The 13,072-nt window shown below is 73.9% G+C and carries 8 protein-coding genes; 3 read left to right on the forward strand and 5 right to left on the reverse strand.

Going from position 1 to position 13,072, the window contains the following annotated elements; translation table 11 throughout:
* Positions 1 to 89: 89 nt before the first annotated feature.
* The 5 genes from FHR36_RS33190 to FHR36_RS33210 all read right to left on the reverse strand — a co-directional run bounded on the left by FHR36_RS33190 (position 90) and on the right by FHR36_RS33210 (position 9,891).
* Positions 90 to 812, reverse strand: a complete 723-nt coding sequence (locus FHR36_RS33190) for a DUF7158 domain-containing protein (protein WP_253803407.1) — start codon at positions 810 to 812, stop codon at positions 90 to 92.
* Positions 809 to 5,008, reverse strand: coding sequence for a glycoside hydrolase family 38 N-terminal domain-containing protein (locus FHR36_RS33195; protein ID WP_253803409.1), 4,200 nt, complete (start codon positions 5,006 to 5,008; stop codon positions 809 to 811). The genes FHR36_RS33190 and FHR36_RS33195 overlap by 4 nt, the downstream gene beginning before the upstream one ends.
* 41 nt (positions 5,009 to 5,049) lie before the next feature.
* The gene (locus FHR36_RS33200; protein WP_253803411.1) at positions 5,050 to 7,485 is read right to left on the reverse strand and encodes an endo-beta-N-acetylglucosaminidase; all 2,436 of its coding nucleotides are present in this window, start codon (positions 7,483 to 7,485) and stop codon (positions 5,050 to 5,052) included.
* 83 nt (positions 7,486 to 7,568) lie between these two features.
* Positions 7,569 to 8,786 (reverse strand): glycoside hydrolase 5 family protein, encoded by a 1,218-nt coding sequence (locus FHR36_RS33205; RefSeq protein WP_253803413.1) that lies wholly within the window; start codon positions 8,784 to 8,786, stop codon positions 7,569 to 7,571.
* A gap of 79 nt (positions 8,787 to 8,865) precedes the next feature.
* Complete coding sequence (locus FHR36_RS33210) at positions 8,866 to 9,891, reverse strand: LacI family DNA-binding transcriptional regulator (RefSeq protein WP_253803415.1); 1,026 nt, start codon at positions 9,889 to 9,891, stop codon at positions 8,866 to 8,868.
* Positions 9,892 to 10,017: 126 nt separating this feature from the next.
* On the opposite strand from FHR36_RS33210, the gene FHR36_RS33215 reads away from it, so the two are divergent.
* Genes FHR36_RS33215 through FHR36_RS33225 form a run of 3 tightly spaced genes read left to right on the forward strand, consistent with a single transcriptional unit; the run spans position 10,018 to position 13,048 of the window.
* Positions 10,018 to 11,301 carry an ABC transporter substrate-binding protein gene (locus tag FHR36_RS33215; RefSeq protein WP_253803417.1) on the forward strand — a complete coding sequence of 428 codons (1,284 nt, stop codon included), beginning with the start codon at positions 10,018 to 10,020 and terminating at the stop codon, positions 11,299 to 11,301.
* 26 nt (positions 11,302 to 11,327) lie between these two features.
* A complete protein-coding gene (locus tag FHR36_RS33220) occupies positions 11,328 to 12,200 on the forward strand; it encodes a carbohydrate ABC transporter permease (protein WP_253803419.1) in 873 nt (290 codons plus the stop codon).
* Between the two features lie 5 nt (positions 12,201 to 12,205).
* A complete protein-coding gene (locus FHR36_RS33225) occupies positions 12,206 to 13,048 on the forward strand; it encodes a carbohydrate ABC transporter permease (RefSeq protein WP_253803420.1) in 843 nt (280 codons plus the stop codon).
* Positions 13,049 to 13,072: the final 24 nt, after the last annotated feature.

Here is a 13,072-nt window from a genome sequence, read left to right on the forward strand (position 1 = left end):
CCCCGACACGTGCACCTACGAGCAGCTGGACGAGCCGGTGTCGTACGACCTCGGCGAACTGCTGCGACAGCGCATGGCGAACGGTGGCGTCAGTGGCGGTGGTGGTTGTCGGGTTGGGCGGGGTCGCCGGGGTGTTCGAGGCCGGGGAGGAGGGTGAGGCGGTGGGCGCGGGCGTGGTCGAGCCAGCGGACGAAGGCGATCCGGCAGGCGGCGGCGAGCAGTTCGGCGGTGGGGTCGGCGGGCGGGGCGGTGGAGCGGGTGCCGCGCAGGGTGGCGGTCCAGCCGTCCGCGGTGACCTCGGTGCCCGGCGGGGCGGCGCGCAGGGCGGCCGCCAGGGCGAGCGGCAGGGTCGCCGGGTCGGCGTCGAACTCGCCGTCCGGGGTGACGAGTTGCCACAGCAGTGCGGGCGGCGGCGCCGGGTGGGCGGTCCGCTGCTCCGGGGGGATGTCCACCTCTGCCGTGACGTCGGCGAACACGGCCCGGACGGCCGCGCTGCCCTCGAACGCCGCCGCCGTGATCGACCCCAGCTCGACGGCCGCCCGCTGGTCGAGCCGTACGGGTGGCGCCGCCGCGCAGTCGAGGCTGCGGGATGCGGCCTCCGCCTCGCAGAGCGACTCCGTCAGCACGACCTGGGCGACCCAGCGGGTCAGTTGCCGGTCCTCGGCGCTGCCGGGCACGGGCAGCGCCGAGGCGCGCGGGCCGGTGCGCAACGCGGCGAGCCGGCGGTCGAGTTCGGTCCGCGGCAGGGGCCGTCCGTCGAGCAGCCCGAGCAGTCCGAGCGCCTCGGGGCGGTGGACGTGGGGGCGGCTCACGGCTCGATCACCAGCTCCACGGTCGGCGCGTACTGGCAGCGGCCGAACCACATCACCTTGGCGAGCGCCCAGTACGCGCCCGGGTCGGCGTCGGCGGGGACGGCGAGTTCGAAGCGCTCGGTCCGCTCGGCGCCGGGCGCCAGGGTGAAGCCGCGGACGGGTGCGGCGATCGCGTCCCAGACGCCCCAGGGCGCGACCAGCTGGAGTTCGCCGCGGATCTCGCCGCGGGTGCGGTTGGCCAGGACCACGCCCAGTTCGGCCCGCCCGCCGGGCGCCACCCGCAGAGTGGTGGCGGCCACGTCCACGTCCAGTCCGGTGTCCCGGCCCGCGTCGGCGCGGGTGCCCTGGGCGGCCGACCAGTCCTCCGGCACCTCGCCGGGCACGGGCAGGATGCCGGGCAGGTCGCCGAGCGCGACGGTGGCCACGTCCTCGACGGTCTGCCCGCCGTACTCGGTGCGCAGCGCGACGAAGTAGAGGCCGGGCGCGGCGCCGTCGGCCGGGTTGACGGTCAGCGGGAAGCGGACGTGACCGCCGGCGTCCAGTCGGTACGGGCGGCGCCGCAGGTCGACCGTCCAGCCCTCGGGCACCAGGATCTCGGCGGAGCCTTCGACGGCGGCGTCCACCAGGTGCGAGGCGAGCACGGCGGAGAGTTCGACCGGTTCGCCGGCGGTCCGCAGCAGGCCGGGGGAGAGGCCCACCGAGACCGGCAGGTAGCCCATCGGCGCGGGCCCCCGGTTGTGCAGCCAGTAGCGGGCGTGCACCGGCTGGGCCGGCTCGGCGGCCGGGCCGAGCGGCACGTCACCGCGCTCGCCGGCCACGGCGGTCGCGGCGGCCGTGCCGGTCAGCGTGGCCACCTCGGAGCCGGTGAGCACCAGGTCGCCGGCCGGTCCGCCCGGGTGCTCCAGCAGGTCGGCGGTGCGCAGCCCGTCGAGCCGCAGGGCGCCGCCGAGGGTGGCCTGCCGGCCGAGGCCGGTCGACTCGACCAGCCGCAGGGTGACGCCGTCCGCGACGGGGTCGAGCGCCCGGGCGGAGCCGTGGGCGGTGGGGTTACCGGTGGGCTTCAACGCGCCGAGCAGCACCTCGCGTTCGGGCTCCACCCGGAGCCAGGAGCAGATCGCCGGCAGTGGGCCGTGCTGCGCGTCGGCCACCCGGGGGTGGAGCGGGTGGTTGAACTCCTGGCCCTGGGCGGGCAGCGCCAAGTCCCGCCAGTCGCCCGCGCCGCCGACCAGGGCATAGCTGAACTCATGCGTCCAGTGCTGGAGTTGGAAGGACGCTCCGTCGGGCAGGGTGCGCCGCGGCGGGTCGATCCACACGCCGGAGGGCCAGCCGGTGCAGGAGCGCATCAGGGACAGGTGCAGGGCGCCGGTCGGGTCCACGGCGAAGCCGGGCAGCCCGTAGGTGAGCAGGGCGACGGTGTGGTTGGTGAGTTGCTCGGAGGCGGGCAGCGCGCCGGGGCAGACGGCGGTCACCTGCGCGTCGGCGAGGTCCGCGGCGAGGGCGGCCGGGTCGGCGACCACCAGGGCGGGCAGGGCCCGCAGGTCGCGCAGGTCGGCGCCGGGCTGCCAGACCTCGTGCAGCGGCTTCTCGGCGGGCACCCAGACCCGGCCGTGCTCGGCGAGGACGGCGGCGTACTCGGCGCCGGCCCGCTCCAGCAGTTCGCGGGCGGCGTCGTTGGTCTCCGGGCCGCCGAGCACCAGCCGGACGTCCGGCAGGTTGGAGTCCACGTCGAGCCAGCCGTAGCGCGACCAGTCGGCGCTCGCCGTGGTCGCGGTGACCCCGACCCGGGCGAGGGCCACCACCAGGTCACGGGCGTCGGCGGCGGACGCCAGGTCCGGCACCACCACCTCGGCCACGCCGAGGGCACGCTCGCCGAGCGCGGCGCCGGACGGGTCGGTGAGCCGGACCCGGGCGGTCGAGCCGAGGCCGAACCAGGTGTTGGCCGGGTTGTCGAGCGTCCAGGGCGCCTCGGCGGCGTCCACGTCGGGGAGGGCGAAGCCGCGGCCGACCACCGCGCCGGCCACCTCGCTGACGGGCAGCGCGCCCGGCAGGTCGACCGGGAAGCGCAGCCGCAGCAGCCGGTCCGCGCCCGCGTAGTCGACCACCCGGGTCCGGAAGTCGACCCGGTCCACGCCCGCCCACAGGGTGACGGTCTGCTCGTAGCGGATCCCGTCGACGGCGCCGGACGCCACCAGCCGCTCGCCCAGCGGTCCGACCTCGCGCCGCACCGCGGCCGGCGCCTCGCCGGAGCCGGTCACCGGGCCCTTGGGGACCAGGTGCCAGGGGCCCTCGCCGAAGTCCGGGTGCTGCGGGTACTCCTCGTACACCCGCAGCTCGTTGCCGACCTGGCCGGGCCGGATCAACTCGCGCCCGTGCAGCCGGTCGAGGACGGCGGACAGGCCGCCGCCCCGGGCCGGGTCGGCCGTCGCCCGGTAGCGGGTGTTCTCCGCGGTCAGGCCCGCGGCGGCGGTCCAGGCCGGCCGGGCCCGGCCCTCCAGCAGCCGCCAGCTGCGCCAGCCCAGGGCCGGGACGGAGTCGGCACGGAAGTACAGCGTGCCCCGGTCGACCGCGCTCGGCACCGGCGTCCCGCGGTCGTCGGCGACCCGCAGCCGCTCCCGGTGCTCCTCGGGCAGGCGCACCGCGACCACACCCGAGCGGTCGAAGGAGAGGCTGTTGGCGACCACCACCGAGGCGCCGTCGAGGCCGATCCGGCCGACCAGCGCGTCCAGCGCGGTGTCGCGCACCCCGGCGGCCAGGTCGTGCGCCTCCCGCCAGCCGCCGAGCAGGTCGAGGTAGACCTGGTCGGACTCCGAGCCGGTGATCGCGTCGTGGTGCGCGCCGTAGGCGAGTTGGCGCCATGCCTTGTCCAGCGCGGCCTCCGGGTAGCGGCCGAGGCCCTGCAGCGCCGCCAGGGTGGCGAACCGCTCGGCGTCCAGCGCCGCCACCTCGGCGGCCCGCTGGGCCTGCTTGGTGTCGATGTACGAGACGTCCTTGCCGGTGTAGACCGGGTTCATGTCGCGGGTCTGCGGGCTGGGACGCAGGCCGCGTTCGGCGAGTTCGGCGCGGACCGCGGTGAGGAAGTCGCGCGGGGTGCCGCAGACGAACCGCGGCCACAGGTACTTCGCCGCCCACGAGCGGTGGATCTCGGTCACCCACTTGTTCGGCGGGGTGTAGTCGGTGCCCACCGGCAGCAGCAGGTTGCGGGTGGCGCCGACCGGCTTGAGCTTGCGGTACAGCTCGTACACCGCCTGCTCGGCGGCGGCCAGGTCGGGCGAGGAGTCCATCCACCAGCCGGCCGAGTAGTGGTGCGGCATGAAGTGGGTGAGCACGCCGCGGCCGGACGGCGAGATCCACTCGAACTCGCTGGGGAACTGCATCACGGTGGCGTCGTCCTTCGCCTCCCGGAAGTTCTTCTGGATCGGCCCCCACTGGTGGAACGGCCCGCGCGCCCAGGCGCTGCCGGTCAGGCCGGCCGCGGCCAGGTAGCCGGGGAACTGCGGATCGTGGCCGAAGACGTCCAACTGCCAGGCGGTGCGCGGGTCCCCGCCGAGGATGTCGCGCTGGTAGCCGATGCCATAGAGGATGTTGCGGATGGTGGTCTCGGCGCCGGTCAGGTTGGTGTTCGGCTCGTTGTAGGTGCCGCCGACCAGCTCCACCTGCCCGCGCGCCAGCAGCTCGCGCAGCTGCGCCCGGCGCTCGGGGTGCTGGTCGAAGTAGGGCTTGAGGTAGTCGACTTCGGCGAGGACGAAGCGGTACACCGGGTCGCGCAGCGCCAGGTCGAGGTGCGCGTCGACCAGGGCGAAGCCGTTGCGCTCCCACAGCGGGCGGGTGGTGGCGTCACCGGAGAGCAGCTCCCACGGCGAGGTGTACGCGGCCTGGGTGTTCCACCAGACCGGGTCGTAGTGGAAGTGCGAGACCAGGTACATGGTCCAGCCCGGTTCGGCGACCTCCAGCTCGGCCGTCCGCCGGGCCGGGCCGGCGGTGACGGTGACCGGGCGGCGCTCGCCCGGGACCGGGTCGTCGACCTCCAGGGGTACCTCGACCACTCCCGTACCGGTCGCCCCGCCGCGGACCCCCGGGCCGTCGACGGTGATCGCGGCGGGCGGGCCCTCCAGGGTCACCCGCAGCACCTGGCGCGGCGCGGCCTCGGTGCCCGTGAACAGATCGGTGGACTCGACGGCGGTGATGGTGACCGGCACGGGGGCGGTTCCTTCCTGCTCGGCTCCCCCAGGGAACGACGTTACGCTCCCCAGGCCTCGAATTCGTAGATGCGGGCAGCGGGGTCGGTGGTCTGGGTGGGCCTGGTGACCACCAGCCGCACATAGCGGGCGGAGACGGACACCGGGTGGTCGGTGGTGGCGGCGGTGTTGCCGGTCACCGTGACCGCGGTGGTCCACGGGTCGGCGGTGGAGCTGCGGACCTGGACGGTGAAGTCGCGGGTGTTCCACGCGGCGGACTCGCCGCCGGCGGCCGCGTGCTTCACGGTGAAGCGGGACAGCGACCGCACCGAGCCGAGGTCCACCTCCAGCCACTTGCTGCCGGTCAGCGTGCACCACTTGTCGCCGGTGCCGCCGGAGACGCTGCCGTTGACGGCCTTGGCCGGGCCCTCGTTGCCGTTGCACTGCCCGGAGGCGGTGGCGGGGCGGTTCAGCGCCAGGTTCGAGGCGGCGCCGGTGGACCAGGCGATCGTGGTGCTCGCGGCGGCCGAGCGGCCGTTTTCGGTGGAGACCGCCTCCACCTCCAGGGTGGTGGAGGTCTCGCTGCCGACCCGGTCCAACTGTGGCACGAACCAGGCGTCGTTCGGGGTGGCGCCGAGGAAGGTCCGGGTGCCGTCCGGGTTGCGGCGGTAGACCTCGTAGTGGTGGACGGCGCCGCTCGCCGAGGCCGTCCAGGACAGCCGCAGCGACTTGCGGGTCGCCGACACGTCGGTGCTGCCCAGCACGGTCAGCCCGGTCGGCGCCGCGGCGGCGTCCACCGTCCCGTCGTAGACGGCCAGTTGGCCGATCCGGACGTCGTACGAGGGCACCGAGCCGCTCGCCTGGAGCCCGATCTGGGCGATGGTGCGCCCGGCGAAGGCGGACAGGTCGAGGGTGCGGCGCTCCCAGCCGACCGAAGCGGTCGAGCCGAGGTCGAGGGTGGTGAAGGTGGTCGGCGCGTCGGTGAAGGAGACGGCGGCCCTGAGGTGGGTCGGCCCGGCGGCCGGGGTGCGCAGCACCACCGACAGCTTGGTGTCGGCGGCGACCGGCAGCCGGCTCTGGTACAGCCGCACGGTGTTCGTGGCGTCCAGGGTGCCGCTCAGGCGCAGCGAGGATCCGCCCTCGTAGGCGTCGGTGAAGTCCAGTGCGGGGGTGAGCCTGCTGCCGGTGGAGGAGACCAGCCAGTGGTAGGTGGGCGGGACGTCCTGCAGGGAGAGGTTGTTCCAGGCGGTGGTGGAGACCCGGGTGCCGGCCGAGGCCCAGAAGTCGCCCTGCCCGGCGTCGAAGGAGGTGACGAACGGTTTGGCGGTGATCGGCGAGGACTCGGCGACGTAGTTCGCGAGGCCCTTCCAGGCGGACGTGGTGGTGGTGTTCGAGGGGTCGCCGTTGGCGCCGACCCAGTAGCGGGCGTCGCGGGCGTGGAAGTCGGCCCGGTCGGCGGCGGACTTCCAGGTCCACTCCGGGCGGTAGAGGCCGAGCGAGGTGGTGTGCGGGCTGTTCGGCGGGAACAGCGCGTTCCAGTCGACCGAGGTGTTCCAGCCGTCGGCCTCGGTGTCGATCCCGGAGTACAGCTCGTACTCGCTGCGGCCGAGCGAACGGGCCAGGCTGCGCGAGGAGTCGAGGCCCGCGGAGGTCCAGCCGAAGTTCAGGAACATCGAGTCGGCGGTGCGTCGGCCGGCGTCCTGGAGGAAGGCGTCGTTGGCGGAGGTCAGCGCGTTCTGCCAGTCCACCGAGCCGGACTCGGTCATCGCGTCGTACCACATGAACCCGGTCGGCCCGAGGGTGCGGGCGTAGCGCAGTTCGTCGCGCAGGTCGGCGGCGAGCGTCGCGTCGCCGCCGTCGGTCTCCTGGTTGACGAACCAGCCGTCGAAGCCGTAGTACTGCGCGACCTGCGCCAGCTTGTCGGCGACCGGGAAGCGGCTGCCGGAGCGCTGCGCGAAGTCCCGGACCCACTGGAGCTGTCCGCCGTACGCGGTGGGTGGGAAGAACACCGTCCCGTAGACCTTGACGCCGTTGCGGTGCGCGGCGTCGATCACCGTCGGGTTGGGGGCGAGGATCAGCCCCTCGCCTGCGGAGCCGCCCCAGAACACCAGGGTGTCGACGTACTGCCAGTAGTCGAAGGCGTAGGAGTTCGGGTCGGTGGAGCCCTGCGAGGGGTTGCCGGAGGTCGGGGCGAAGGCGGCCAGCGAGACGATCCGGCCCTCACCGGCGTGCGCGTTGGGGTTGGCCTTCAGCGCCGAGTCCGAGGTGCGGGGCTGCAGCGGCACCCGGGCGCGGTTGAAGCGGGCGTCCGGGTCGGTGGCCGGGTCCCAGCTCAGCAGGGTATTCGGGTACCAGTACGAGGCATACGGCTGGGTGCCGGCGGCGGTCGCCGGTAAGGAGGTCGGTGCACCGGCCGCGGCGGGTGCGGGGGTGGGGGCGGTGGCCAGGGCAGCGGCGGCCAGGGCCGCGGCGAGGGCGAGGGGCAGGCGTCGTCTCATCCGGGTACTCCGATCCAGCGAGGGGTGGGGCCGGGGCGGTGCGGATGGTGCTCGGCGGTGCGGCGGTTGCGGTGGTGGGAGGCTCAGGTGCGGGACAGCACGGTGCGGATCGAGCGGGCCGCCAGGTACGCCGGGTCGTCGGCGCGCGCGGCGGGAACGATGGCGAGCGGGCCGGCCTGGCGCAGCCGTACCCACTCGGTGTGGAAGGCGCTGCCCGGGGCGAGTTCGGCGCGCAGGTCCGGGCGGGCCACCGGATCGGTGTCGCAGACCAGGGCGGGCCGGTCGGCGGCGGGGGTGCGTACGATGCGGATCGCCCGGGCGAGCGCGTCGGCGACCGGCTTGCGGCGGTGGTCGGTGGTGAACAGGCCGAGCTCGTACTCGCGTTCGGGGAAGTCGGCGAGTGAGCGGTCCAGGTCGTGCGAGCACCACCAGGTCACGCCCCACAGCGCCGGGTTGACCAGCACCTGGTCGAGCATCCGGTGGACGAAGGCGGGCGCGTCGGCGGCCGGTACGTCCGGCTGCGGGGCGCCGACCTCCTGCAGCCAGACCGGCCGGTGCGGGTCGGGCGAGCCGGCGGCGGCGAGTTCGACCAGGTAGTCGGCGTGCGAGGTGGTGGCCGGGCCGAGCGGGCGGTCGATCGCGGAGACGCCGTTGAACACCCAGGAGTGCACGGTGGTCAGGTCGCCGAGGGTGACCGCGTCCACCGGGTGGAAGGGGTGTGCCGGCTCGTACCAGGCGGCGTCGTAGAGCGAGTAGAGGCCGAGCAGCCGGGGTGCGGCCGCGCGGGCGACGTCGAGCAGTTCGGCGGCCCAGGCGGAGGACTGCGCGGGGGTGGCGGGGTTGGCCGGCCAGAGGTTGTTCACCTCGTTGCCGAGGGTGAGGGCGAAGACGTTCGGCCGGTCGGCGAGCGCCCGGGCGAGGGTGTCCACGTACGCGGTGATGCCGTCGCGCACCGCGCGGTCGGCGAACAGGCTGCGCTGGTGCCAGGTGAGCACCCAGGACGGCAGGAAGTCGAAGCTGGACAGGTGCCCCTGGAGCAGGTCGACCGCCACGTCCAGCTCGAACTCGGCCGCCAGGTCGACCAGGTGCAGCAGGTCGTCGACGGCCCGGCGGCGGATCAGTGCCCGGTTGGGCTGGATCCACGGCCAGACCGGGAACACCCGGATGTGGTCCAGACCGAGGCTCGCCAGGTCCTCCAGGTCGCGCCGGGCGTCGTCGGCGGAGAAGTCCAGCCAGCTGTACAGCCAGCCCGACGAGGGCACGTAGTTGGCGCCGAACCTCAGGGCGTGGTGTGCGGTCACGCGTCCTCCCAGCGTCGGACGGGCCCGGGGCACGGTGGTACCCCGACGGTCTGCGCGGCGCCAGCGAGCCTAAACCGGTTCAGCCCACCGTGCCAAGAGGGCGTCCGGTGGACTCACGGACCGTCAGCCGGGGCGTGGGGGTGCGCAGATCCTCGGCGGCGGAGGGGTCGTCGATCAGCGCCAGCAGCGAGCGGGCCACCTGCTCGCCGAGCGCGAAGGTGTCCCGGGAGAGCGCGGTGAGCGCCGGGTGGACGATCCGGGTGAGCACCGAGTCGTCGAAGGAGACCACCGACAGCCCGCCCGGCACCGACACGCCCATCTCGGCCGCCACCCCGAGCCCGGCCACCGCCATCACGTCGCTGTCGTAGACGATCGCGGTGGGCCGCTCCGGCCGCGCCAGCAGGGCCCGGGTGGCGGCGGCGCCCTCGGCGTCGCTGAAGTCGGTCGGCACCGACACCGCCTCCAGCCCGTGCCGCCGGGCGGAGTCGCGCAGGGCCCGGATCCGCCGCTGGGTGTGCTGGAAGGCGGGCAGTCCGGCGAGGTGGGCGATCCGCCGGTGGCCGAGCGCGGCCAGGTAGTCGACGATCGAGAGCATCGCCTCCCGGTCGTCCGCCCAGACGCTGGGCAGCCGGCCGTGTCGGCCCGGTCCGCCGAGCACCACCGAGGGGACGCCCAGCTCCTCCAGCACCGCGATCCGCGGGTCGCGGACCTGCAGGTCGACCAGGACGAAGCCGTCCACACGGTGCTCGGAGGCCCACCGCCGGTGGACCTCGATCTCGGCCTCGGTGGACTCCACCACCAGCAGTTGCAGTGCCACCTGGTTGGCCGACAGCACCGCCTGCAGCCCGGACAGCAGCTGACCGAAGAACGGCTCGACCCCGAGCGTGCGGGCCGGCCGGGCGAGCACCAGCCCGACCGCCCCGGCCCGGGCCCCGCCGAGGGCGCGGGCCGCGCTGTGCGGGCGCCACTGCATCGCCTCGGCGACCCGCAGGATCCGCTCCCGGGTGGCCTCGCTCACCCCCGGCCGGCCGTTCAGCGCGAAGGAGACCGCGCCCTTCGAGACCCCGGCCTCCCGGGCGATGTCGGCGATCGTCGGTCTGCCCATGGCACCGGACCTCCCTGCTGCACGCTCTCTTGACGGCGGAGTCTAACCGGGGGATAGTCACCTCGCGCTAGACCGGTTTAGCAAAGAACCTCCCCACCGCCACCTCAGGGCAGCCAGGAGACACCAATGCGACGGTACTGGGCACGGCTGGCCACGGCCGCGGTCGCCACGGCGGCACTCGCGGGCTGCGGCCTCGGCGACACCTCCTCCTCCGCCTCCGGCGACACCGCCGCCGTCACCGGCGAGGTCAAGGGCAAGGTCACCTTCCAGACCTGGGCCCTGAAGCCCAAGTTCACCGCCTACGTGCAGGGCGTGATCGACGCCTTCGAGAAGAAGTACCCGGGCGTCCACGTCGAGTGGCTCGACCAGCCCGGCGACGGCTACGCGGAGAAGGTGCTCAGCCAGGCCGCCGGCGGCACCCTGCCCGACGTGGTCAACCTCCCGCCCGACTTCGCACTGCCGTTGGTGAAGGAGTCGATGCTGCTGGACGTCGGCAAGGCCGACCCCCACCTGGCCGAGGAGTACGTGGCCGGCGGCGTGGACGCCTACCGCTTCGCCGGCCACGACGGCGCCTACGGCTACCCCTGGTACCTCAACACCGACGTCAACTACTGGAACACCGAGCTGCTCGGCAGATACGGACTCGACCCGAAGCATCTCCCCACCAGCCTCGACGAACTGATCGCCCAGGCCCGGACGTTGAAGCAGAAGTCCGGCGGTGCGGCCTATCTGATGAGCCGCAAGCCCGGACTGGGCGACCTGGCCGACGCCGGCGTCCCGATCATGGCGGCCGACGGCCGCAGCTTCGCCTTCAACACCCCGAAGGCCGCCGCCCTGCTGGACACCTACCGGGACGCCTTCAAGGAGGGCCTGCTGCCGCAGGACGTTCTCACCGACAAGTACGCCGGCAACGCCAAGCTGTTCACCGCCGGCACCGCCGCCTGGACCACCGGCGGCGCCAACTACATCGGCGGCCTCGCCACCGACAACCCCAGCCTCGCGCCGAAGACCGTCGCCTCCCCGGCGTTCGGCACCCCGCCGCTCTACGTCCAGGGCCTGTCCGTCGCCCGGGCCGGCAAGAACCTGCCCGCCGCCGTGGCCCTCGCCCGCTGGGTCACCAGCGCCGACAACCAGGCCGCCTTCGCCCACCTCACCTCGATCTTCCCCTCCACCAAGGCCTCCGGCTCCGACCCCTTCTTCGCCCGCAGCGACGGCACCAACGCCGGCGACGCCAAGGTGATCGCCTTCCGGTCGCTCGCCGACGCGAAGATGCTGCAACCCGTCCAGGTGGACGGCGCGATGAGCGACATCGTCAACCAGCAGATCGCCCTCGCGATCAGCGGCGGCGCCACCTCGCAGCAGGCCCTGGACACCGCCGTCGCCCGCTGCAACCAGCTGCTGAAGGACTGACCCGCCGGGCGGGGGAAGGAGGGACGATGACCCATCGGCGCCGGTACACCCCGTGGCTGCTGGTCGGACCGGCCGTGCTCTGGCTGGCCGTCTTCAACCTCTGGCCCTCGGTGAACACCGTGATCCTCTCGTTCACCAGCGCCCGCCCGCTCGGCGGCGGCCGCTTCACCGGCCTGGCCAACTACCACCGCGCCCTCGGCGACGAGCAGTTGGCCGACGCCCTGGTCAACAGCCTGGTCTACCTGCTGGTCTGCCTGCCGCTGCTCACCGTGCTGCCGCTGCTGCTCGCCCTGCTGGTGGAGCGGAAACTGCCCGGCATCACCTTCTTCCGCACCGCCTTCTACACGCCGGTGATCGCCTCGGCCGTGGTGGTGGCGCTGATCTGGGGCTGGGTGCTCGACGACCGCGGCCTGGTCAACGGCCTGGCCCGGGAGGTCGGCGCGATCACCCACCCGGTGCCGTTCCTCACCGACCGCTGGCTGCTGCTGCTCAGCGCGATCGCCCTGACGGTCTGGAAGGGCCTCGGCTACTACATGGTCATCTACCTCTCCGCCCTCGGCAACGTCGGCCGCGAACTCCACGAGGCCGCCGCCGTCGACGGCGCCTCGGCCGTCCGCCGCTTCTGGCACGTCACCCTGCCCGGGGTACGGGCCACCATGCTGCTGGTCTCGGTGCTGATCTCGGTCTCCGCGCTGCGGGTCTTCTCCGAGCTCTACGTGCTCTCCGACGGCACCGGCGGCCCGGGCGGCCGCGACATGTCGGTGGTGATGCTCATCCAGATGTACAGCCGCGGCTTCACCGGCCACCTCGGGTACGCCTCCGCGCTCAGCCTGCTGCTGTTCGCCGTCACGGTGGGCCCGATGCTCGTGCTGCTGTGGATCGACCGGAAGGCGGCCTGACGCCCGTGGCCCGCGGATTCTCCACCCCCTCCCCGGCCGAGCGGGCGCTGCGCTACGCGCTGCTGCTGGCCGTCCTGCTGCTGACCGTCGGCCCGTTCCTGTGGGAGCTGTCCACCTCGCTGAAGGGCGCCGGCGAGGACGTCTACACCCGCACCCCGTCCTTCCTGCCGGACCGGCCCACCCTGGCCAACTACGCCACCGTCGCCCGCACCGTCCCGGTGTGGACCTACGCCGCCAACTCCCTGCTGGTGGCGGGGATCGCGGTGCTCGGCAACGCGGTCGGCGCGACCGCGGCCGGCTTCGCTCTGGCGCGCCTGCGGTTCCGCGGCGCCCGGCTGGTCCTGGGCCTGGTGCTGGCGACCCTGGTGCTGCCCGGCGAGGTCACCGTGGTCTCCCAGTACGTCACCGTCCGCAGCCTCGGTCTCGCCGACACCCTCCTCGGGGTGGCGCTGCCGGGCGCGATCGGGATGCTCAACGTGCTGCTGATGCGCACCGCCTTCCGGGCCGTGCCGCCCGACCTGGACGCGGCCGCGCTGGTGGACGGCGCCAACGTCTGGCAGCGGCTGGTCCACGTCGGCCTGCCGAACGTGCGCGGGATGCTCAGCGTGGTCGTCATCTTCACCTTCATCGGGGCCTGGGACGACTTCCTGTGGCCGCTGATCGTCCTCGACGACCCGAACCGCTACACCCTCACCGTCGGACTCCAGTACCTCAACGGCACGTTCAGCGCCAACCCCCGGCTGATCGCGGCCGGCACGATGATCGCCTTCCTGCCGATCGTCGCGGTCTTCGCCGCCCTGCAGCGCTCCTTCTTCCGCGGCGTCGAGGAAGGCGCGGTGAAAGGCTGACGGACCGACAGCTCCGGCCGCCAT

The organism is Kitasatospora cinereorecta, from assembly GCF_024172095.1.
GTDB lineage: Bacteria > Actinomycetota > Actinomycetes > Streptomycetales > Streptomycetaceae > Kitasatospora > Kitasatospora cinereorecta.

Coding starts and splice junctions, on each gene's coding strand:
- FHR36_RS33200 (WP_253803411.1), bottom strand. CDS start 7,485: ATGAGACGACGCCTGCCCCTCGCCCTCGCCGCGGCCCTGGCCGCCGCT.
- FHR36_RS33210 (WP_253803415.1), bottom strand. CDS start 9,891: ATGGGCAGACCGACGATCGCCGACATCGCCCGGGAGGCCGGGGTCTCG.
- FHR36_RS33215 (WP_253803417.1), top strand. CDS start 10,018: ATGCGACGGTACTGGGCACGGCTGGCCACGGCCGCGGTCGCCACGGCG.
- FHR36_RS33220 (WP_253803419.1), top strand. CDS start 11,328: ATGACCCATCGGCGCCGGTACACCCCGTGGCTGCTGGTCGGACCGGCC.